The organism is Marinobacter sp. NFXS11 (assembly GCF_040148675.1).
In the GTDB taxonomy this organism is placed as follows: domain Bacteria; phylum Pseudomonadota; class Gammaproteobacteria; order Pseudomonadales; family Oleiphilaceae; genus Marinobacter.
On record NZ_JAGDDV010000001.1, the window covers coordinates 419,935 to 439,853 of the forward strand.

21 protein-coding genes are annotated in these 19,919 nt (G+C 58.4%); 8 read left to right on the forward strand and 13 right to left on the reverse strand.

What is annotated here, in order from left to right; all coding sequences use genetic code 11:
* Position 1: 1 nt before the first annotated feature.
* Positions 2-892 carry a haloalkane dehalogenase gene (locus J3362_RS02075; RefSeq protein ID WP_349517908.1) on the reverse strand — a complete coding sequence of 297 codons (891 nt, stop codon included), beginning with the start codon at positions 890-892 and terminating at the stop codon, positions 2-4.
* A 79-nt stretch (positions 893-971) separates the two neighbouring features.
* Between J3362_RS02075 and J3362_RS02080 the strand changes: the two genes are divergently transcribed.
* The 3 genes from J3362_RS02080 to J3362_RS02090 all read left to right on the forward strand — a co-directional run bounded on the left by J3362_RS02080 (position 972) and on the right by J3362_RS02090 (position 3,250).
* Positions 972-1,880: a diacylglycerol/lipid kinase family protein gene (locus J3362_RS02080; protein ID WP_349517909.1), complete on the forward strand. Its 909-nt coding sequence runs from the start codon at positions 972-974 to the stop codon at positions 1,878-1,880.
* Positions 1,881-2,091: 211 nt separating this feature from the next.
* Positions 2,092-2,874, forward strand: coding sequence for a substrate-binding periplasmic protein (locus tag J3362_RS02085; protein WP_349517910.1), 783 nt, complete (start codon positions 2,092-2,094; stop codon positions 2,872-2,874).
* 151 nt (positions 2,875-3,025) lie between these two features.
* Positions 3,026-3,250: a hypothetical protein gene (locus J3362_RS02090; protein WP_156484237.1), complete on the forward strand. Its 225-nt coding sequence runs from the start codon at positions 3,026-3,028 to the stop codon at positions 3,248-3,250.
* Between the two features lie 10 nt (positions 3,251-3,260).
* On the opposite strand, the gene J3362_RS02095 is transcribed toward J3362_RS02090, so the two are convergent.
* The 4 genes from J3362_RS02095 to J3362_RS02110 form a co-directional block, all read right to left on the reverse strand.
* Positions 3,261-3,773: a DUF2244 domain-containing protein gene (locus J3362_RS02095; RefSeq protein WP_349517911.1), complete on the reverse strand. Its 513-nt coding sequence runs from the start codon at positions 3,771-3,773 to the stop codon at positions 3,261-3,263.
* Positions 3,774-3,842: 69 nt separating this feature from the next.
* Complete coding sequence (locus J3362_RS02100; RefSeq protein WP_349517912.1) at positions 3,843-4,634, reverse strand: M48 family metallopeptidase; 792 nt, start codon at positions 4,632-4,634, stop codon at positions 3,843-3,845.
* Positions 4,635-4,652: 18 nt separating this feature from the next.
* The gene (locus J3362_RS02105; protein ID WP_349517913.1) at positions 4,653-5,348 is read right to left on the reverse strand and encodes a response regulator; all 696 of its coding nucleotides are present in this window, start codon (positions 5,346-5,348) and stop codon (positions 4,653-4,655) included.
* Positions 5,345-6,964 (reverse strand): ATP-binding protein, encoded by a 1,620-nt coding sequence (locus J3362_RS02110; RefSeq protein WP_502882401.1) that lies wholly within the window; start codon positions 6,962-6,964, stop codon positions 5,345-5,347. The genes J3362_RS02105 and J3362_RS02110 overlap by 4 nt, the downstream gene beginning before the upstream one ends.
* 247 nt (positions 6,965-7,211) lie before the next feature.
* Between J3362_RS02110 and J3362_RS02115 the strand changes: the two genes are divergently transcribed.
* Genes J3362_RS02115 through J3362_RS02125 form a run of 3 tightly spaced genes read left to right on the forward strand, consistent with a single transcriptional unit; the run spans position 7,212 to position 10,158 of the window.
* Positions 7,212-8,189, forward strand: coding sequence for a Bug family tripartite tricarboxylate transporter substrate binding protein (locus J3362_RS02115; protein ID WP_349517915.1), 978 nt, complete (start codon positions 7,212-7,214; stop codon positions 8,187-8,189).
* The gene (locus J3362_RS02120) at positions 8,186-8,632 is read left to right on the forward strand and encodes a tripartite tricarboxylate transporter TctB family protein (RefSeq protein ID WP_349517916.1); all 447 of its coding nucleotides are present in this window, start codon (positions 8,186-8,188) and stop codon (positions 8,630-8,632) included. Before J3362_RS02115 ends, J3362_RS02120 begins: the two co-directional genes overlap by 4 nt.
* Positions 8,632-10,158, forward strand: coding sequence for a tripartite tricarboxylate transporter permease (locus J3362_RS02125; protein WP_349517917.1), 1,527 nt, complete (start codon positions 8,632-8,634; stop codon positions 10,156-10,158). The genes J3362_RS02120 and J3362_RS02125 overlap by 1 nt, the downstream gene beginning before the upstream one ends.
* Positions 10,159-10,226: 68 nt before the next feature.
* Here the strand turns inward: J3362_RS02125 and J3362_RS02130 are convergent, their stop codons facing one another.
* Positions 10,227-10,829, reverse strand: coding sequence for a cysteine hydrolase family protein (locus tag J3362_RS02130; protein ID WP_349517919.1), 603 nt, complete (start codon positions 10,827-10,829; stop codon positions 10,227-10,229).
* 132 nt (positions 10,830-10,961) lie between these two features.
* Here J3362_RS02130 and J3362_RS02135 point away from each other — a divergent pair, with 132 nt between their 5' ends.
* Positions 10,962-11,633 (forward strand): NAD(P)H-binding protein, encoded by a 672-nt coding sequence (locus J3362_RS02135; RefSeq protein ID WP_349517920.1) that lies wholly within the window; start codon positions 10,962-10,964, stop codon positions 11,631-11,633.
* Positions 11,634-11,638: 5 nt separating this feature from the next.
* On the opposite strand, the gene J3362_RS02140 is transcribed toward J3362_RS02135, so the two are convergent.
* The 3 genes from J3362_RS02140 to J3362_RS02150 all read right to left on the reverse strand — a co-directional run bounded on the left by J3362_RS02140 (position 11,639) and on the right by J3362_RS02150 (position 15,560).
* Positions 11,639-12,259 carry a LysE family translocator gene (locus J3362_RS02140; RefSeq protein WP_349517921.1) on the reverse strand — a complete coding sequence of 207 codons (621 nt, stop codon included), beginning with the start codon at positions 12,257-12,259 and terminating at the stop codon, positions 11,639-11,641.
* A gap of 90 nt (positions 12,260-12,349) precedes the next feature.
* On the reverse strand, positions 12,350-14,020 hold the full coding sequence (locus J3362_RS02145; RefSeq protein WP_349517923.1) for a GMC family oxidoreductase: 1,671 nt from the start codon (positions 14,018-14,020) through the stop codon (positions 12,350-12,352).
* Between the two features lie 28 nt (positions 14,021-14,048).
* Positions 14,049-15,560: a CoA-acylating methylmalonate-semialdehyde dehydrogenase gene (locus J3362_RS02150; RefSeq protein WP_349517924.1), complete on the reverse strand. Its 1,512-nt coding sequence runs from the start codon at positions 15,558-15,560 to the stop codon at positions 14,049-14,051.
* Between the two features lie 186 nt (positions 15,561-15,746).
* Between J3362_RS02150 and J3362_RS02155 the strand changes: the two genes are divergently transcribed.
* On the forward strand, positions 15,747-16,655 hold the full coding sequence (locus J3362_RS02155) for a LysR family transcriptional regulator (protein WP_349517925.1): 909 nt from the start codon (positions 15,747-15,749) through the stop codon (positions 16,653-16,655).
* On the opposite strand, the gene J3362_RS02160 is transcribed toward J3362_RS02155, so the two are convergent.
* From J3362_RS02160 to J3362_RS02175, 4 genes are all read right to left on the reverse strand, one after another.
* Positions 16,642-17,427: a ZIP family metal transporter gene (locus J3362_RS02160; RefSeq protein ID WP_349517926.1), complete on the reverse strand. Its 786-nt coding sequence runs from the start codon at positions 17,425-17,427 to the stop codon at positions 16,642-16,644. The genes J3362_RS02155 and J3362_RS02160 overlap by 14 nt on opposite strands.
* Positions 17,428-17,532: 105 nt before the next feature.
* On the reverse strand, positions 17,533-18,633 hold the full coding sequence (locus tag J3362_RS02165) for an oxidoreductase (RefSeq protein ID WP_349517927.1): 1,101 nt from the start codon (positions 18,631-18,633) through the stop codon (positions 17,533-17,535).
* Positions 18,634-18,738: 105 nt separating this feature from the next.
* Positions 18,739-19,029 (reverse strand): Rdx family protein, encoded by a 291-nt coding sequence (locus J3362_RS02170; RefSeq protein ID WP_349517928.1) that lies wholly within the window; start codon positions 19,027-19,029, stop codon positions 18,739-18,741.
* Positions 19,026-19,898, reverse strand: coding sequence for an alpha/beta fold hydrolase (locus tag J3362_RS02175; RefSeq protein WP_349517929.1), 873 nt, complete (start codon positions 19,896-19,898; stop codon positions 19,026-19,028). Before J3362_RS02175 ends, J3362_RS02170 begins: the two co-directional genes overlap by 4 nt.
* Between the last annotated feature and the right edge of the window lie 21 nt (positions 19,899-19,919).

Genomic DNA, 19,919 nt, shown 5'->3' on the forward strand with positions numbered 1-19,919 from the left:
CTCAGGAGAGGGTGGCGAGCAGGTCATTGATCGCCCGGGCGAACGGCACGGGCGAATCCTCCTGAAGAAAATGGCCACCCTTGAGGGTTACGTGGGGCTGGTCTTTGGCCCCCGGGATCCGTTTCTGCATATACGCATCCCCACCCCGGGTAATCGGATCACCGTTGCTGAAGGTGGTCAAAAACGGCTTTTCCCAGCGTTCGAGCACTTTCCAGGCGTTCCGGTTGGCTTCACTGGCGGGGTCGTTGGGCTGCATGGGCACCAGGCGGGGAAAGGCGCGGGCACCGGCTTTGTATTTCTTGCCGGGGAAGGGCGCGTCATAGGCGCGCATTTCATCCGGGCCGAGCTTGCGGAAAGAACCAGTGTTGATGATCCGCGCAATGGGAAACCAGGGGCTGTGCTGGGCGAAATTTTTCCAGATTTTAAACACTGGCGGCGCTTTCTGATCGCCGGTAGGTAACATGCCGTTGCCCACCACAATGGCCCGGAACCGCTCCGGATTCTCCGCCGTCAGCCGCAGCCCAAGCAATGAGCCCCAATCCTGGCATACCAGAGTGATGTTGGTGAGTCCGAGCTGATCGAGGAACGACTGCATCCAGTCCATGTGCTGCTGGTAGGAATAGTCGTCAAGGGACGTGGGTTTGTCGGACTTGCCGAAACCGATCAGGTCCGGGGCGATAACCCGGTGGCCGGCCGCCGCGCAGATCGGAATCATATGCCGGTAGAGGTAGGACCAGGATGGTTCGCCATGCATCATCAGAACGGGACTTGCGTCGGCCGGCCCTTCATCCACGTAGTGCATACGCAGCCCGTCCACCTCCACGTAGTGGGGCTCAAACGGGTAATCCAGGAGTCGTTCAAAGCGTTTTTCCGGGGTTCTGACAAAATCCATCGAGCTTGCCTTGTTGTTCATTATTGTGAGGGAATGGTCGAAAGGATTGTGCTGGAGCAGGGGAGCAGAGACAAGCGCCATGGCTTATTGGCTTATATGCAATTCCGGTGCTGGCGATGGTGAGCGAGGCCGGGACTTCTGGCTGGAGCACCTGGCAACTGCCGGTATCCAAGATCCTCGATGCCGTGACTTTGAGGAATCCGACTGGAGCACCAGGCTCGACGACCGGGACACGCTTATTGTCGCGGGCGGAGACGGTTCGGTAAGCCGGGCCGCCGCTGTTTGCCGAGAGAAGGGGGCCACCCTTGCTGTCCTGCCGTCTGGTACAGCCAACGACTTTGCCCGGAATCTGGGGCTTCCCCACCAGCCGGGAGCGCTGTGTGAGTTGATTGCCAGCGGCCGAATGCAAATGGTGGATGTCGCGGATTATGGTGACGGTATGTTTTTGAACGTTGCCCATGTTGGCATGGGAACCCTGCCTGCTCGGGAATCCTGCGGTACCGAAAAAAAGCTCTTCGGGCGTTTCAGCTATGTGGTCGAATTATTGCGCCGGCTGAACGCGAAGCGAGGCTTCAGGGCAACCATCCATTGCGATCGGGGCGTCGTGAAGGGCCGGTGGCTTTCCATCGCGGTGGCCAATGGCGCTTTTTTTGGCGGTGGCAACGAGATTCCCGAGGCATCCGTCAGCGATGGCCAGCTGGCTATTGTCGCGATCCGGCCACGCCCCATTCTTCAGCTTCTGTTCACGTTTCTGATGGTTCGCCTCAACCGGCAGACTCCTCGGCGCACCAGCACGCTGGTCCATATCACGAGCCAACGCTGCCTGGTACACACCGGCAAACCTAAAACCGTTACGGCCGACGGGGATGTGGTCTCCAGAACGCCTCTCAACGTAGTCTGCAAGAGCGGCTGCCTGCGTGTGATTGGTGACAGGATTGTCAGCACTGCCGACGGTGACGCCGGAGACGTTGTCTCTGGTGGCATCTGAGCTCCACAGAAAGAGGGCAGGTTTTCCAGATACGTTTTGTCACTGACTTTTTCCGCAGGAAGCGCAATCATGGGTTTTGCTGGCATAATCAACCAAGAAGGCTGACATTAAATGCCAGTGTGTCGCTTTTGCAATCATGTCCCTGGTTTATGGCCACCCAATGCGGCCGCCTGACTTCCGTTCCAGCTGAATCGTCGAAAAGGACTAGAGAATGCCCACAGAAACTGCACCGGTCTCCTCGAAGTTAATTACAGGCATTAAAGCCGGCCTCATCGCGTTGACCATGTCGGCCATTGGCCTCCCGGCCCTTGCGGCCGAGCGCCTGTATATCTTTACGGAAAACTACCCTCCCTATAATGCCTCTGAAACGGGAAAAGGGTTCGCCCACAATGAAGACGACATAACCGGCATCTGTGCGGATATGGTCAAGGCGATGCTGTCCCGGGTCGACTATGACTACGTGATGAAAATGCGGGACTGGAGCTACGCCTACAACTGGGTACAGGATCGCGAAAATCATGGTCTGTTCTGCACCGCGCGCACCGACGAGCGGGAAGACCAGTTTCAATGGGTAGGTCCTCTGGCATCGATCAAGTGGACGCTGTTTGCCGCGCCAGACTCCGATATCACTTTGGACTCCCTGGAAGAAGCCAAAGACCTGAGAATCGCCGGGTACAAGGGCGATGTGATGTCCGAGTACCTAGTTGACCAGGGATTCAACGTGGTGATGGGGATCTCAGGTGATGTAAACACTCGTCGCCTTACCCTGGGCCAGGCGGATTTGTGGGTGACCGACGGCCTGGTGGGCCCCCTGATGGCAGAGGAAGAGCACGGTATCACCGGGCTGCAGCCGGTGCTGGTATTCCGGGAGACGCCGATGTATCTGGCGTTCAGCAACAACACCGATCCGGCCGTGGTTGAGGATCTCCAGCAGGCGCTTGATGAGGCCCGTGAGGCCGGAGAGATCGACAGAATCGCAGCCAGCTACGAGTGAGTGCTTTGATGTCGAAAAGCGGATAAGTGGTATTCGCTATGCTTGAAAGCCGCGTGTGAGCAAAAAATGATCTACACTCCCGACTAGAGCGTTGCAAATGGCAGGCCTGATTATGGTCTGCCTGCTCATCGACCGAATGGGAGGATGGACGATGGAAGATCCGAAAACGGTTGTTAAGCGCGAGCCACGCAAGAGTCTGATCATTCTCTTTCTGTCCGCGATGTACAGCATCATTATCGGTATTGTGGTGGTGATCGGCCTTGGTAGTGGCGATACTCAGATGGCTGAAGGGGCAGGATGGGTAATGATCGTGTGCGGCGTTGCGCTTCTCGTCTACTACGTTCTGGCCCGAAAACAGACTCCCCCGCTCAAGTAGCCAGCATGTCTCAGAACCAGAGCCCGATCTGCGGATCGGGCTCTTTGCGTTCGATCAGCAAACCGTTCTTCTCAAGCATGCCAATGAGCTTTTCGGTATCCTCGATGTTCAGGAAGCCGCCAATTGATACTTCGGTATCCCGATGGGTCAGAGAGAGCTTAGCCGGTGTGAACGGGTGCGGCGGTGACGCAATCCTGAGCCGCGCATAACGGGTGGGAAGGGTCCACTCGGCCTGCTTGCGCTTTCTGCCTTTCTCCAGATGAATGTCTTCATCATCGATGGACAGCACCTCCTGCCGCTGGCACTCCCGCGAGGTCAGGTAGATGCCGCAAGCGAGCGCAATCAGCTCCAGCCCGGCAAACGGAATAATCACCCAGGCGCCCATAAGCGTAAAGCCCGTTGCGATAAGAGCTGAAAGCACGAACAGGGCGGCCCAGATCCGGACATTGCCATGCCAGCTGAGGGAACGGTTAGGTGTCAGGACCAGCCGGAAACCATCCGGATGTGGCAAGCGTTCCACCATGGAATCTGCCTCAGTTTTAACGCGCCGCTAGACTTGATGATAGTCAATTATACGGTGAGTGCGACTTGATCAGATCTGACAGTTGGCTGGAGGAACCGTCTCGAAAACCGAGCGGGCAGCCTCCAGCTGATTTTGCAGGGAGGCAATGCGGCTATCGTGGTTCGGGTGAGTGGAGAGAAATTCCAGCGGCTGTGCGCCTGAAGCCCGCGCCATATTTTGCCAGAGCCGAACACTCTGGCCGGGTTCAAAACCGGCCCGGGCCATGATTTCCAGGCCCATCGAATCGGCTTCCTCCTCATGGGCACGACTGAACGGCAGAGTAATGCCCAACTGGGCACCGATGCCGAGAGCCTGCTGAATCTGGTCTTCTGCGATTTCGCTTTCGGTGAACAGGCCCACCAGGAGCATTCCTGCTTGCAGGCCCAGTTCCTGGGTCAGGCGTTCATTGCCGTGGTCGGCAAGAACATGGGCGATTTCGTGACCAATGACCGTGGCCAGCTGGGCCTGGTTTTCGGCCAGTTCAAGTAGCCCTGAATGCACGCCGATCTTGCCTCCGGGGAGGGCAAAGGCATTGGGCGTGGCGTTTTCAAAGACCGCAATTTCCCAGGAATCGGGCATTGGCGCGCTCGGATACCGGGCCTGGGCCGCGCTGACCAGGGCCTCTGTAATGCATTGTACAAGACGGTTAACATCGGGCCTTGTGATCACCGGGTTCTGCTGCTTCATCTGCTCGAAGCTGTCCTGGCCCATGTCCGCCAGAACAGCGTCGGGGACCAGGGCCAGTCGGTTCCGACCGGTGGGGGATTCCTGGCAGCCGGTCAGGAGAACAAGGGCTGCGAGACTAAAAATCAGCGGCTTCAAGCAGAACTCCAGTTTCGCTCAGGAGCAGTTGGTTGGGGTACAGTATCGTCGCTCCGGGCGTCCGACACTACCATAGGTCACTTCAGCGGACAGCTCTTCGGTACCCACCAGGTATTCCAGATAACGCCGGGCGGTCGTTCGGGAGGCCCCGATGGCACCACCGACATCCTCGGCACTCAGGTGGCGGCCGCTTGCCATCACCGCCCGGATCTTGTCCAGGGTCAGGGCATCAATACCCTTGGGCAATCGCTGTTCTACGCTCTGAGTGCTTTCGCTGGTGGTTCTTGGGAGCAGAGCATCCACCTCCTTCTGGGCAACATGGTGCAGTGATGACAAGCGCTCCATGTGGTCGCGGTAGCGGCTGACCGCCTCCTGCAAACGCTCGAAAACCAGGGGTTTCAATATGTAGTCGAAAACACCACCTCTCAAAGCGCTGCGCAGGGTTTCAACCTCCTTGGCGGCGGTTATAAGAATGACATCGCTGCCGCTGTCTTCAGCCCGAAGTTCGCGAAGCAGTTCGAGTCCATTGCCATCGGGAAAGTAAACATCCAGCAGAATCAGATCGGGTGCTAGTATTTCGATCTGGTCCCGGGCATCGGCAAGCGTATGGGCGATGCCGCAAAGTTCAACATTTTCCAGCCGTTCAACGAAACGTCGCTGTATTTCGGCGATTTTTCGGTCATCCTCGACGATCAGCAGGCGAATGGTGGTCAATGTTCGAACCTCCGCTCAGGCTTTTTCGGTAAGTATAGGGTAAAGCGACTGCCGCCTTCCGGGATGTTATCGACCGTTACCGAGCCGCCCCAGTACCCCAGAAACTGTTGAACCAGATGCAGGCCATAGCCACGGGCCTCTCCCTCCTTACTGCTTACCCCTTTCTCGAAAATCCGCTGCCGTTCAGATTCCGGAATACCCGGCCCCTGATCCTGAACTTCAAAAATCAGCTCCTGGCCGAGATCTGTCATTGAAAGCTGCACCCGCCCACCGGCACCTGTTTCAAGGCGCGTGGCATCCAGGGCATTGTCGATCAGATTGCCAAGAACGCTGACAAGCTGATCCCGGGGCAGGGTGGCGGGCAGGTCTGCCATCTGACTGTCAGGATCAATGTCCAGCCGTAACCCCATTTCCCTGGCGCGATTGTATTTGCCGAGCAGGCAGCCAGCGATAACCGGATCAGGCACGGCTTCCAGCAACAGGTGAATAAGCGCCTGGTGATCACTCACCTCACTGCCAATCAGGCTCAGGGCTTCTTCGGTAGCGCCGATCTGGATGAGCCCGGCAATGGTGTGGAGCTTGTTCGAATACTCGTGGGTTTGGCTGCGCAGGGTATCCGCATATTGCTGAATCCGGGTGAGCTGGCGGCTGACTTGATCCAGTTCGTTACGCAACCGGAAACTGGCAACCACGCCAATGATCTCGTCGCCCTGTCGAACGGGCAATCGGTTAACCACCATCTGGCGCCCACGCAACCAGATCTCGCGGTCGAAGTCCGGGTGACCGGATGACAGTACCGACATCAGACTGCTTTCTGGCAGAACCTCCAGAATGGGCCTGCCGGCAAGTGGGCTGTCGGGCGGCAAATCCAGTGTTTCATATGCCGCCCGGTTCGCTGTGGTGATAATGCCCTCCCGATTGACGGCAATGATCCCTTCCCGCACCGATTGGAGTGTTGCCTCTCGTTCCCGGAATAGCCTGGCGATTTCCTCCGGCTCCAGCCCGAAGATGGCCTGCTTGAATCGGCTGGCGATAACAATGGCCGACAGGATGGTGACCAACAGCATCAGCCCTACCACGCCATAGAGCACAAAGTTGTAGCGCTGAATCGTGGCTTCGACCTGGCCGAGGCTGTAGCCGACCGAGACGATGCCGACGATCTCTCCGGTCTCTGGAACTGTGATGGGTGCCTTGCCGCGCATGGATTCGCCGAGGCTGCCTCTGGCAAGGGCCACATAGGCGTTGCCTTCCACGAGGGCCTTGCGGCCAAAGTCGCCATCATCATCACCCATTGAGTGGCCAATACGGGTCGGGTCCGGATGCGCCAGGCGTACGGCTTCGTGATCGCCTATGACAATAAACAAAGCCTCATTGGTCTCCGTCAGTCGCGTGGCGAGGCGGTTCAGACCATCCACATCGCGGGAGCGCACACCATCAATGACGGCGGGGGTGGCGGCCACGGTCTTTGCGACCATAAGTGCCCGCTGGCCGATCTCATCGTACAGGGAATCGCTGAGGTAATAGCCGGCAAACCCACCAATGAGCATGGTCTGCAGGGCGCCGAGCAGTCCCAGCGTGAGGATCATTCGGGTTTTGAGTTTGGTTTTTCGGAACACGGATTGGTCATGGCTTGTTGTCGTTTGGTGTTCAGGGTACTGCATGATCGCCCGGGTTGCCCGTAATCAATATGAACAAAATGCCCGTTAAGCCCTTTAAAGGCGTTACGTGCACAAGCTTCCGAGTCTCGGGTTTCACCTATTAACCTGCCTGCAATCGCTCCTCTGGCCTGCCATAGCCAGGGACCCGGCCAACACGGTCCTGCCTCAGGAGTGATCACAAAAACAAGTTGATGAGGTGACAACCATGATTATCAAACGAACCCTGTCCTTTGTGGCGGCCGCGGCCGTCTCCATGTCTGCCATGGCCTGGCAGCCCTCCGGAAAAGTGGAATGTCTTGCCCCGGCTGATCCCGGCGGCGGTTGGGACTTTACCTGTCGCAGCGTTGGCAATGTTCTGCAGGACCTCGGCCTGGTTGATGGTAGCGTGCAGACCGTCAACATGGCGGGCGCCGGCGGTGGCGTGGCCTATGCCCATACCGTGAGCAAGCGGGCGGAAGACAACAAGCTGTTGGTGGCCGCGTCGACGGCGACCACAACCCGTTTGGCCCAGAAACAGTTTCCGGGCATGAACGCGGATATGGTCACCTGGGTCGGGGCCCTGGGTGCCGATTACGGCATCATCGCCGTCGGCAAGGATTCCGAGTACCAGAACCTCAGCGAGGTTATGGCCGCTGTGAAAGCCAATCCGAAATCCGTGAAATTCGCCGGTGGCAGTGCCCGTGGCGGCTGGGATCATCTCAAGGTGCTGATTGCGGCCAAGGCGGCCGGCGCCGACAAGCTCCCCTCCATTCCCTACCTTTCCTACAACAACGGTGGTGAAGCCATGAGTCAGGTTGTTGGTGGGCAGGTGGATGCTTTCACCGGAGATATTTCCGAAGCCACCGGCTTTCTTGAATCTGGTGACCTGAGAGTCGTCGCGGTACTGGCCGAGGAGCGTTTGCCGGGCAAGTTTAGCGATCTTCCAACCGCAAAGGAGCAGGGTATTGATGCGGTTGGCCCGAACTGGCGTGGCTTTTACATGCCCAAAGGCGCCAGCGAAGAAGCCAAATCCTATTGGGTGGAGGCCGTCGATACGCTGTACGCCAGTGACGAGTGGAAAAAGGTCATGACGAGCAACGGCCTGATCCCGTTTCATCCGCCGGCAAGCCAATTCGATGAGTTCGTGCGCAACCAGGTGCAGGACATCGAGAACCTTTCACGGGAAATAGGGTTGCTGAAATGACCAGCCTCGGTGATCGCATTCTTGGCCTGGGCCTTCTGGTTCTCGCCGTTGCCTACGGTTGGGCTGCCCAGCAGTGGCCCGAGCCGTTTGGTGGCGCCGAGACTGTGGGTCCGGAGACCTTTCCTACCATGCTGGCAGTCGTACTGGTGGCAGGCAGTCTTTACCTGATGATCAAACCGGATCCAGATGCCCAGTGGCCGGTTGGCAAGTCCGCCGCTGAGCTTGGGATCTCGTTGGTGGTTCTTGTGGTCTATACGCTGCTGCTGGAACCTCTTGGCTTTGTCATCGCCACTACCCTGGCTGTGGGTACACTCAGTTGGCGCATGGGGGCAGCGCCCAGGCCGGCGTTTCTCACCGGTCTGTTGAGCGCCGTCGTGGTCTTCGTGCTGTTTAACTATGGCCTGTCTCTGAGTCTGCCGGCCGGCTTGCTGGAGGTGCACTGATGGAAACTCTAGGCTTCCTGATGGACGGTTTTGCGGTGGCCCTGACTCCGTATAACCTGATGTTTGCTCTGTTCGGCGCTTTCGTGGGCACGTTGATCGGGTGTCTGCCCGGTCTGGGGCCTGCCAATGGTGTCGCCATTCTTATTCCCTTGGCCTTTACCCTTGGCTTGCCTCCTGAAACCGCGATGATCCTGCTGACAGCTGTCTACGCTGGCGCCATGTACGGTGGACGGATTTCCTCGATTCTGCTGAACATTCCGGGTGACGAGCCGGCGATGATGACCTGCCTGGATGGCTACCCCATGGCCCAGAAGGGGCGGGCAGCGGATGCACTGGCAGTCTCGGCGATCGCATCCTTCGCCGGCGGTCTGATTGGCACCATTGGTCTGATCATGCTGGCCCCGGTGCTGGCGAAGTTTGCCCTTACCTTTGGGCCGGCCGAGTACTTTGCCTTGTTCCTTCTGGCCTTTGCCACGCTCGGGGGAATTACTGGCAAGAACCCTGTGAAAACTGTGGTCGCCGCTACCCTCGGGATCATAATCTCCACCGTGGGCATCGATATCTCGACCGGTACCCAGCGCTATACCTTTGGTGTGCTGGAGTTGTATGAGGGTATCGACTTCATTCTGGCCATTGTCGGGCTGTTCGCCATCTCCGAGTTGCTGTTCTTTGTGGAATCCCGCATGGGCAGAGGCCGTGACAAGATGAATGTGGGCAAGCTGACTCTGACCATGAAAGAGTTGGTGATGACAATCCCGACCCAACTGCGTGGTGGTGTGCTTGGTTTTATATCTGGCGTCTTGCCTGGGGCCGGTGCCTCATTGGGCAGTTTTATCAGCTATACCCTCGAAAAGCAGGTGGTCGGCAAGAAAGGCAAGTTTGGAGAAGGTGACATTCGAGGTGTGGTCGCTCCCGAGGCCGGAAACAACGGGGCATCCTCTGGCGCCCTGGTGCCCATGCTGACCCTCGGGGTTCCCGGAAGCGGCACCACCGCGGTTCTGCTGGCGATGCTGATCTCCCTGAATATCACGCCGGGACCGCTGATGTTCACCCAGAACGCGGACATTGTCTGGGGGGTTATTGCCGCCCTGTTGATTGGCAACGTCCTGCTGCTGGTGTTGAACATTCCGCTGGTGGGCTTCTTCGTGAAGCTGCTGTCGGTGCCACCGATGTATCTGCTGCCTATCGTTACTATGGTGGCCTTCGTTGGCATCTATTCAATCAGCCACAGCACTTTCGATCTTTACTTCATGGTGGCCTTCGGCGTCGCCGGCTACTTCCTGCGCAAGCTGGAAATACCACTGGTGCCTATCATCCTTGGCCTGCTGCTGGGGCCCGAGATGGAAAAGAACCTCGGTCATGCACTTGTGCTTTCAGATGGCGAGTGGAGCGTGCTCTGGTCGAGCCCGCTTGCGATGGGGCTCTGGATCGTTGCAGGCCTTGGACTGATTCTTCCCTACCTGGTAGGTCCGCTCTTGCGTCGGCGAATGAACGCCGCGATGAAAGAGAGCCCGGTCAGCGATTGATAACTCCCACCTGACGATCTGCAGTCAGTCTTTGCACCGGGCCATGCCCGGTGCTTTTTTATATCTGGTCAATCCGGCAAATCAGTGACACGGTCCACCACAGCCGCATACAGATCCCGCGTGGACGCCAGGGCGCCATCGTGGACTTCCTGCGCCGAAAGCACTTTGCCGTTGGCCGCCTCCAATGGCCGGGTGGCCGTGGCGCTGGCGACGACCGTCGGCGCATATCCCAGATTGAAGCCGCCGTGAGCGGTCGAGTTAACGCACATGTGGGTCATGAATCCCGCAAGAATGATATTTTTTACGCCTTTCGCCTTGAGTTGCTCATCGAGGTCAGTCTGTACGAACGAATTCGGAAAGTTCTTGGTAATCACCGGTTCGCCCTCGATGGGCGCGACAATATCGGCTATTGCTCCGATGTGATCGTTGATGTCGTAGGGCGAGCCAGGGCCCGAATCATGACGGATGTGGAAGATCGGAATGCCCCTGGCGCGGGCTCTTTCCAGCAACTTTTTTCCTTCCTTCAGAGCGTTCTCTACCCCTTCAAGTTTCATGATGCCTTCGCGATAGGTGTTCTGACAGTCGATCATGATCAGGGCTGATTCAGAAAGTGCGGAAGGCGAATGACCGAGCCCTTTCAGGTCTCGGAGAGTGGTGGAGGCTTTTGTCATGGTTATTCTCCTGTTGTTGGTCGGCAAGGAATCAGTGCAACATGGGCTGCTCCGGTGTTACATACGACGATAAACCCGTTTCGATGGGTCTTTGGTAGGATGGATGCAGATGAATCTCGGGGAAAGACGGTTATGAGGGTGATGTTGCTGGGCGCTACCGGCCTGACTGGTGGCAAAGTGCTACAGGGTTTGCTGGGCAGGGATGAAGTTTCGCAGGTGGTGGCGCTGGTGAGGCACAAGCTGCCGACGCTGCATGACAAACTGGCACAGCATGAAGTCGATTTCGATAGCTTGGAGGATCACGCCGAACTGTTCGATGTGGATGTGATTATCTGCTGCCTGGGCACCACCATCAAAAAAGCGGGCTCACAGGATCAGTTCCGGAAGGTGGATCTGGGCTACCCCATGAAAGCGGGTGAGCTGGGCCGCTCCCGTGGAGTGCGGGCGTTCATCCTGATGTCTGCGATTGGAGCCTCGTCGTCGTCGACTATTTTCTATAATCGGGTAAAGGGCGAGCTTGAAGACGCCCTGAGAGGTCTCGACTATCCCTACCTGTCCATCTATCACCCGAGTCTGTTGTTGGGCGATCGCAAAGAACAGCGCACTGCGGAGGCCCTTGGCATAAAAGCGATGCCGCTGGTGAACCGTCTGCTGATCGGTCCCCTGGATAAGTACCGCGGCATTGAGGCGCAAACAGTGGCCAGTGCCATGGTCAATGAGGCCTGCCATCTGGCGGCAGAACCCGCCGCCGAGCAAGTCGTCCAGACGCGCGAATACGATGAGATTGTCCAGCTGGCGGGCTGAGCCGGCTATTTCCCGTTCAGAATCCCGACGACAAGACGGCCAGCCAGGCCAATGAGAATGGCCCCGAAGATACGCTCGAACCACACGGCTTTTTGCCTGAGCAGGGTCAGCCATTTCGGGTTGGAGAACAGCCAGGCAACGATCAGGTACCAGCTGGTATCAATGACAAGAGCGGTTGCGGCATAGCCGAACTTGGCCATCAGGCTGGTGTCGGTGCCCACCACTTGGCTGAACAGAGCCAGGAAGAATACCGCGATTTTCGGGTTGAAGAAGGCAATCAGAAAACCGTCACGGGCCGCACTTTTGGTGGTGGGCGGCTCGGGCAGTTCGTCATCCACCTGCCGCTTTGCCATCAGTCCTTTCACGCCCAGCCAGGCCAGGTAAAGGGCGCCGCCCCATTGCAGGATTGAAAACGCCGTTGGCGAGGCGGTGATGATGGCGGCGAGCCCGAGGATGCTCAAGAAGGCGTAGATGCCGACACCGATGCCATGGCAAAGAGCGGTGATGATGCCGTTGCGCCGACCACCGGTGAGCGTCTGCTTGAGCACCAGTGCCAGCGAGGGTCCCGGGGACATAGCGCCCAGAACGCAGATGGTGACCACAGTCAGCCAGGTTGCAAGCGTCATAATGGGTCAGTCCTTTGAAATTGAAACAGGCTGCCGATTCTAGCAGCCTGCCCGCCGGTAAAAACCTGGAAACTGCAATCAGTTCAATGCTCAATCACCCGCCAGAATCCACCTGGCGGCCTTCTCGGCAATCATCAGGGTTGGAGAATTGGTGTTGCCGCTGGTGATGGTGGGCATTACCCCGGCATCCACCACGCGCAATCCCGCCACACCCCGGACCCTCAAGTGTGGGTCCACCACTGCCTGTTCATCATCGGCTCGCCCCATACGGGTAGTGCCCACCGGGTGAAAGATCGTGGTGCCGATGTCGCCCGCCAGCTTCGCCAGTTCGTCGTCGGTCTGGTATTCAAGTCCGGGTTTGAATTCCTCCGGCTGGTACTGCATGAAGGCAGGCTGTTCGGCAATACGGCGCGTCACCCGCAAAGAGTCTGCCGCAACTTTGCGGTCTTCCGGCGTGCTCAGGTAATTGGGGGATATCGCCGGTGCCTGTTTTGGATCGTTGCTGCGGATGCGCACCGTACCCCGGCTGGTGGGGTTCAGATTGCAAACGCTGGCGGTGATGGCCGGGAAATTGTGAAGCGGCTGCCCGAAAGCGTCCAGGCTAAGGGGCTGCACATGGTATTCGATGTTGGCGTAATCGTATTCCTCGGAACTGCGTGTAAACAGACACAGCTGTGAGGGCGCCATACTCATCGGCCCCGAGCGTGTAAGCAGGTATTCCAGGCCGATCCTGGCCTTGCCGATCAGGGAGTTGGCCATGGTGTTCAGCGTTGTGACCCCTTTCACCTTGTACACAGACCGGATCTGCAGGTGATCCTGGAGGTTCTCGCCAACGCCGGGCAGGTCGGCAACTACATCAATGCCGTGTTCCTTGAGGAGGTCGGCGGGACCAATGCCCGAGAGTTGGAGCAATTGCGGGGAGCCAATGGCGCCAGCGGACAGGATAACTTCCCGTTTTGCCCTGGCGATAACGTCATCTCCGCCAGACCGCTCGACCCGAACGCCGACACAGCGAGGTCCGGAGCCGGCGTTTTCTGCCTCGAGCCCTAATACGTGAGTTGAGTGCCACAGGGTCAGATTGGAACGCTTTTCCGCGTTCCTCAGGAACGCTTTGGACGTATTCCAGCGCCAGCCGGAGCGCTGGTTCACCTCAAAGTAATCCACGCCCTCGTTGTCGCCGCGGTTGAAATCCCGGGTCCGGGGTATGCCCGCCTCGACGCAGGCAGTGGCAAAGTCCTCCAGCACTTTCCACTTCAGGCGCTGATGCTCCACACGCCATTCCCCGCCGTGACCGTGGTACTTGCGGTGCTCCGGATCGGCATCGCCGCCCTCATCAAGGCGGTAGTGATCCTCGTGGCGCATGAAATCGGGAAGGCAGTTGTCCCAGTTCCAGACGTCCTCGCCGGTAATTTCGGCCCACTGCTGGTAATCACGGGCCTGACCACGAATGTAGAGCATCCCGTTGATGCTGGAGCAGCCACCCAGAGTCTTGCCGCGGGGGTAGATGAGGGATCGTCCGTTCAGGCCCGGATCGGGCTCGGTACGGAAACGCCAGTCTGTTCGCGGATTGTCGATGCAGTACAGGTAGCCCACCGGGATATGAATCCAGTGATAGTTATCCCGTCCGCCAGCCTCGATCAGCAGCACCCGGTTCTCCGGGTTTGCGCTCAGGCGGTTGGCGAGGAGGCAGCCGGCGGTGCCGGCGCCGATGATGATGTAGTCGAACTCCTGATGTCCCGTCGCATTGTTGTTGTCGGACATGGCGTTTTCTCCGCAGCTGGTTCTGTTGTTACTTGGCGGTTGGCATTACAAATTCCGCACCGGCGTCAATGGAATCGGACCAGCGCTGCATGATGGATTTCTGGCGCGTGTAGAATTTCACGCCCTCTTCGCCGTAGGCGTGGGTGTCGCCAAACATCGAGCGCTTCCAGCCACCAAAGCCGTGCCAGGCCATGGGTACGGGAATGGGTACGTTAATCCCGACCATGCCGACCTGGATTCGGCGGCCAAATTCCCGGGCCACGCTGCCGCTCTCTGTGAAGCAGCTGACGCCGTTGCCGAATTCGTGGTCGTTGATCAGGCGAATCGCGGTGGCGATATCGGGTACCCGGACACAGGCCAGAACCGGTCCGAAGATTTCTTCACGATAGATCGTCATATCGGGCGTGACGTGATCAAACAGTGAACCACCCATCCAGAAACCATCGGCACAGCCATCGCCGGTGTTCGAGGCATCGAACTCCCGGCCATCGACGACCAGCTCGGCACCTTCCGCCACACCTTTGTCAATGTAGCCGGTAATGCGCTGGTGTGCGGCGGCGGTAACAATCGGGCCCATCTCGGCATCCAGCTGTTCGCCGTTCTTTACTTTCAGGCTTCGGGCCCGTTCGGCCAGTCTTGGCATGATCTTGTCTGCAACATCCCCGACAAGCACCGCCACACTGATGGCCATGCAGCGCTCGCCGGCACTGCCGTAAGCCGCGCCGATCAGAGCGTCTACTGCTTTGTCCAGGTCGGCATCCGGCATCACCACCATGTGGTTCTTGGCCCCGCCAAGGGCCTGGATACGCTTGCCGTGTTTGGCGCCTTTCTCGTAAAGCAGGTTGGCAATCGGCGTGGAGCCCACAAAACTCAGGGCCTGGACATCCGGATGCTCTATCAGGGCGTTCACCGCGTCCTTGTCGCCCTGAACCACGTTAAACACGCCATCGGGCAGGCCAGCCTGCTTGAGCAGGTCGGCAATCATCAGGGAAGCGCTCGGGTCGAGGGGGCTGGGCTTCAGGACGAAGGTATTGCCTGCCGCGATGGCTACCGGAAACATCCACATGGGCACCATTGCCGGGAAGTTGAACGGGGTAACGCCGGCGACCACGCCCAGGGGCTGGCGGGTGGTCCAGTTATCGATACCCGTGCTCACCTGCTCGGTGTAATCGCCTTTCAGAAGCTGGGGAATGCCGCAGGCGAACTCGACGATGTCGATGCCCCGGGCTACTTCGCCCTGGGCGTCCGTGAATACCTTGCCATGCTCCGCGGTGATGGCGCGGGCCAGGTCATCCTTGTGGGTGTTCAACAGTTCCAGAAACTTGAACATGACCCTGGCCCGGCGAATGGGCGGTGTGTCGGCCCAGGCGGGGAATGCAGCATCGGCGGCAGCAACAGCAGCGTCTACGTCCTCACGGCCGGCCAGCGCTACGCGGCCTGTGACCTGTCCAGTGGCCGGATTAAACACGTCCTGGGACTGGCTGGATGTGCCGAGAGATATTTCGCCATTGATATAATGCTGGATGGTTGCGTTGGTCATGGATGCCTCTGTCTTTTCGCGATTGGCCGCTGGAAATGGCAGAAATGCATTCTGCTAAGGGCCCTTAAGGAGCGTTGGGTAATTTCTGACCATACAGGTTAGGTGTGGCAAAGGGGTAAAGCAATTGAGATTTTCAAAAGCCAGATATAAGGTAAGCTTATATCTAGAGCCTGAAACGAGACACTTATGTACCCCCTTCAGAGCCTTCGGGCGTTCGTTACTGTCGCCCGTGAGGGCAGTGTAAGCCGCGCTGCCACTCGCCTCCATCTGACTCAGCCCGCCGTCAGCCTCAAGCTCAAGCAACTGCAGGACGAACTGGAACTCAAACTGTTCCTGCGCAAGCCCCAGGGTCTGGTGTTGACCCCCGATGGTCAGGCTCTCTTGCCTTCGGCTGAAAAAGCACTCGCTGCCATGGCGGCGTTTGAGCAGAGCGCCCGGGCATTGCATAACACCCTTCGAGGGCGGCTGAGGATTGGTACCATCGTGGATCCGGAATTTATCCGTCTCGGGGCGTTTCTGCACCGCTTGGTGGAACGGGCGCCACAACTGGAAACCGAACTGCGTCAAGGCATGAGTGGCAGCGTGTTGGAGCAGGTGCGGGATGGCGGGCTTGATGTCGGTTTCTTTCTGGCTCCGCCAGGCGTCGGGCCGGGCGCACTGGCGCCGGATGTGGTTCACCGTGAGCTGACCCGGTTTCACTACTATGTGGTTGCGCCGGCGGGTTGGGGGCCGAGGCTTCGGTCGGCCCAGTGGTCCGACTTGGCAGCTATGCCCTGGATTGTGACCCCAAAAGACTCCGTTCATCACCGGCTGCTCAAAGGCACTCTGGAACCCATGGGGTTAATGCCGCGGGGCGTAGCCCAGGTCGACCAGGAGGCGTGCATGCTGGACCTGGTCAGGGCAGGTGTGGGTTTGAGTCTCGCGAGGGATGCATTGGCGATGGCTGAGCGCCAGGAAACCGGCCTGGAAATTGTTGAAGGGTTGCAGTTGCCTTGCGCGCTCAGTTTCGTATGGCACCGGGACCGACAGGGCGAGCCTCTGATCGCGGAGGCTCTGGAAGCCCTGGCGGGTGTCTGGGCGGTTAGCCCAACGTAGCATCCAGGAACATCATCACGGCAAAACCGCCCATCAGGCAGAAGGTGGACATGATTTTCCATTGCCGGTGATGGGTTTCGGGGATGATTTCGTTGCTGATGATGAACAGCATGGCGCCCGCTGCGAAGCCCAGGGTCCAGGGCATTATTGGCTCGGCAAGCCAGACAAGCGTCGCTCCGAAGAGACCACCCAGGGGCTCGGCCAATCCAGTTATCAGGGCAATGCTGAAGGCCTTGATTCGCGAGTAGTTGATGGCCAATAGCGAAAAAGCGACGGCCAGGCCCTCGGGAATGTTCTGGAGCCCGATACCGGTGGCAAGAACATAGCCATTATTGACATCGCCGCCGGCAAAACCGACGCCGACCGCCATGCCTTCGGGGAAGTTATGGAGGGTTATAGCGACAATAAAGAGCCAAATGCCACGGATGTAAGAAGCGTCCGATCCTTCCCGGCCCAGCTCGAAGTGCTGATGCGGCAGCTTCTGATGCACAAAGTAGAGGGCTGCGGCACCGGAGAGCAGACCGAAAATGACAATCAGCGCGGCGGTCCAGGTTTCGCCGGTAATCTGTTCGCCGTACTCCAGACCAGGCAACAACAGTGAGAAAAATGAAGCCGCCAGCATCACACCAGCGGCCGAAGCCAACATTCCGTCCTGCAGCTTGTGGGTGAGTGTACGAACAAGGAAAACACCCAGGGCGCCCACGCCACTGGCAAGGCCCGCCAGCAGGCTGGCAATGGTTCCCATCCAGACAATACCGATGTCAGGGGTCATTCAGTCTCCCGTTGGCTTGTGATGTCAGCATAGCAGCTTGAAGTAGCTACGCCGGAAGAACCCCGATGGGTTCCTCCGGCTGCGTTTCTCGGGAGGGGAAGAAAATCACGCGGCGTTCTGCTTGCGCCAGGCCAGCTCGTTGGAAATCGTGGCCTTCGGCTGCAGCATCGCGAAATCGATATCCGCTACCTCCTTGCCGTCCTTGAGGCGCTGCACGAAGTCGGGGTTTGCGAGTGCTTTCTTGCCGACCGCAAGCAGGGTGTCCGGGAACTGGTTGGCCACGTCCTGGCAGTTGGTTTCATCAATGTTGCCATTGAGGATAAGACCGATCCCTTCAACGCTGGCGGCCACGCCAGCCAGGCTCTCATCACCCTCTACAAAATGCTTCCGGTTAACGTCACCGTCGGTTGTATGGACGAAATCGGCACCTGCATCGCGGACCGCTTCCACAATCTGACGGAATCCGGCTTCGCCTTCCGGCAGCTGGTAGTCTGGATCAGTTACCGTGCCCTGAGACAGGCGGATGCCTACGGTGAAGTCCTCGCCAACGGCCTCGCGAATCGCACGGACCACTTCAACCACCAGGCGCAGCCGGTTTTTCAGTGACCCACCGTACTCATCGTCGCGTTGGTTAAAGTAGGTGCTCAGGAACTGATTCAACAGATAGCCGTTGGCCCCGTGAATCTCAATGCCATCGAAGCCGGCGGCTTTCGCATTGGCGGCGGATTGTGCAAAACCTTCAACCGCCGCCTGAATGTCGGTCCTGGTCATGGCGCTGGGCGTTTGCCACTCAGTCTGGTCGCCATAGAAACCAAGAGGGGCGCCTTTTGGGGTAACTTCGCTGGGCCCCTGGGGCTGGTCGGTGAAACGGTTGGCCTGGAACTGCGCGCCGGCGTGCATCAACTGAACGATGATCTTGCTGCCTGCGGCGTGTACCCGTTCGACAATGGTCTTCCAGCCATCTATCTGCGCTTCGTTGATGATGCCGGGCTGGTTGGCATAGCCCTGGCTTGCCTTGTCATCGGTATAGGTTCCCTCGGTGATCACCAGACCAAAGCCGCCCCTCGCGTAGCGTTCGTAATGGTCTGCCATCAGGGCATTCGGCGTGCCGTCCGGCTCCGCACTGGTGCGTGTCATTGGTGCCAGGGCGAATCGATTAGGTACCTCGATGGTGTTGAATTTGATGGATTGCATCACGTCGCTCATAGATACCCTTTCATGTTGTTGAATTGAACGAAGAGTACTATCGGGGCGCAGCGCCTTCTCTAAAAGCGAAGAATATCGACACAGCCTGTCAGTATTTTTGAATGATTATTCTGAGGTGCCGGTTTTGGTGTCGGAATGGCCAAGGGAGCGTTCCGGTGCAACCTGGTCGCGAACCAATTGCTTGAGTTTGGTAATTTCCGGGAAGCCGCCGTCTTGCTTGCGGGACCAGACCCGCATGCCATTGACCCATACCTCGAAAATGCCGCCAGTGCCGGGGTGCAGGCTCAATTCACTGATCTCGCCTTCGAAGGTTGTCAGCAGCTCCTGCGCCATCCAGGCCGAGCGCAGAAGCCAGCGGCAACCGGTGCAATAGTGGATATCGATTTTGTTGGTCATGATGGTGTCTGTGACTCCTTTGTTTGATGGCGATCCAGCTGCAGAGTGAGACGTTGAAAAAGCTGATCCTGAAAGTCCCGGCAAAGCGGGTACAGATGACCGAGGCCGGGCATCGGGGTCAGCTCTGCGACTGGTAGATTTTTGGCGAGGTGGCGAGCGTAGTCCATGGGCACGAATGGATCCTCCTCGCCCTGGTAGATGAATACCGGGGTCCGGACATCGCGAAGACTGAAACCCCAGTTTCCAAGTTCGGTCAGTAAATCGGTGGTAATGGCTGGTCCGCCACTGTTGAGACACATGAGCTGATCACGCTGGAATTCGCCGTCGCTCAATAGCTCCCTCAATAGCTGGCGGTCATGCCTGCTGGCCATTTCCTCGGCACCTTTGAGATACAGTCCCGGGTGACGCCTGGATAGCCAGGCAATCAATGTGACGGCCAGTCGCGTCAATCGGGGACTGAGCCTGACCAGCTGTGGGCCCGGCCATCGTGTGGCCTGAACCAGCCCTCCGGAGCCGGGATACTCCGCAAAATGAGTGAGCCCGGAAAGGCAGACCCCGAGATCAACTCGATCCGCGAGTCGGTAACAGCAGGCCAGGGTACGGGAACCGCCACTGGACCAGCCGATATGACTGAAGCGCGCCAATTCCAGGGAATCGGCAAGCTGCTCGATATCGGCCGGGTAATCGAGCAGCTTGCGCCCTGGCTGGAAATCGGAGTTGCCGATACCGGGGCGGTCGGGGGTCAGGATGCGAAACCCGTGCTCCCTGGCTTTTTTATCAAAGAAGCGGCCTTCCAGACGGCTGCCCGGCATACCGTGCCCAAAGACAATCGGGTAACCGAGGGGGTCGCCAACGTCTGTAAACGCCAAGGTCCTGCCATCTGAAAGCGT

What these genes read in the sequence shown, in the direction of transcription:
- J3362_RS02165 (WP_349517927.1), bottom strand. Translation starts at nt 18,633, where the DNA reads ATGAGCGACGTGATGCAATCCATCAAATTCAACACCATCGAGGTACCT.
- J3362_RS02080 (WP_349517909.1), top strand. Translation starts at nt 972, where the DNA reads ATGGCTTATTGGCTTATATGCAATTCCGGTGCTGGCGATGGTGAGCGA.
- J3362_RS02075 (WP_349517908.1), bottom strand. Translation starts at nt 892, where the DNA reads ATGGATTTTGTCAGAACCCCGGAAAAACGCTTTGAACGACTCCTGGAT.
- J3362_RS02095 (WP_349517911.1), bottom strand. Translation starts at nt 3,773, where the DNA reads ATGGTGGAACGCTTGCCACATCCGGATGGTTTCCGGCTGGTCCTGACA.
- J3362_RS02125 (WP_349517917.1), top strand. Translation starts at nt 8,632, where the DNA reads ATGGAAACTCTAGGCTTCCTGATGGACGGTTTTGCGGTGGCCCTGACT.
- J3362_RS02150 (WP_349517924.1), bottom strand. Translation starts at nt 15,560, where the DNA reads ATGACCAACGCAACCATCCAGCATTATATCAATGGCGAAATATCTCTC.
- J3362_RS02170 (WP_349517928.1), bottom strand. Translation starts at nt 19,029, where the DNA reads ATGACCAACAAAATCGATATCCACTATTGCACCGGTTGCCGCTGGCTT.
- J3362_RS02160 (WP_349517926.1), bottom strand. Translation starts at nt 17,427, where the DNA reads ATGACCCCTGACATCGGTATTGTCTGGATGGGAACCATTGCCAGCCTG.
- J3362_RS02135 (WP_349517920.1), top strand. Translation starts at nt 10,962, where the DNA reads ATGAGGGTGATGTTGCTGGGCGCTACCGGCCTGACTGGTGGCAAAGTG.
- J3362_RS02130 (WP_349517919.1), bottom strand. Translation starts at nt 10,829, where the DNA reads ATGACAAAAGCCTCCACCACTCTCCGAGACCTGAAAGGGCTCGGTCAT.
- J3362_RS02145 (WP_349517923.1), bottom strand. Translation starts at nt 14,020, where the DNA reads ATGTCCGACAACAACAATGCGACGGGACATCAGGAGTTCGACTACATC.
- J3362_RS02155 (WP_349517925.1), top strand. Translation starts at nt 15,747, where the DNA reads ATGTACCCCCTTCAGAGCCTTCGGGCGTTCGTTACTGTCGCCCGTGAG.
- J3362_RS02120 (WP_349517916.1), top strand. Translation starts at nt 8,186, where the DNA reads ATGACCAGCCTCGGTGATCGCATTCTTGGCCTGGGCCTTCTGGTTCTC.
- J3362_RS02140 (WP_349517921.1), bottom strand. Translation starts at nt 12,259, where the DNA reads ATGACGCTTGCAACCTGGCTGACTGTGGTCACCATCTGCGTTCTGGGC.
- J3362_RS02090 (WP_156484237.1), top strand. Translation starts at nt 3,026, where the DNA reads ATGGAAGATCCGAAAACGGTTGTTAAGCGCGAGCCACGCAAGAGTCTG.
- J3362_RS02115 (WP_349517915.1), top strand. Translation starts at nt 7,212, where the DNA reads ATGATTATCAAACGAACCCTGTCCTTTGTGGCGGCCGCGGCCGTCTCC.
- J3362_RS02085 (WP_349517910.1), top strand. Translation starts at nt 2,092, where the DNA reads ATGCCCACAGAAACTGCACCGGTCTCCTCGAAGTTAATTACAGGCATT.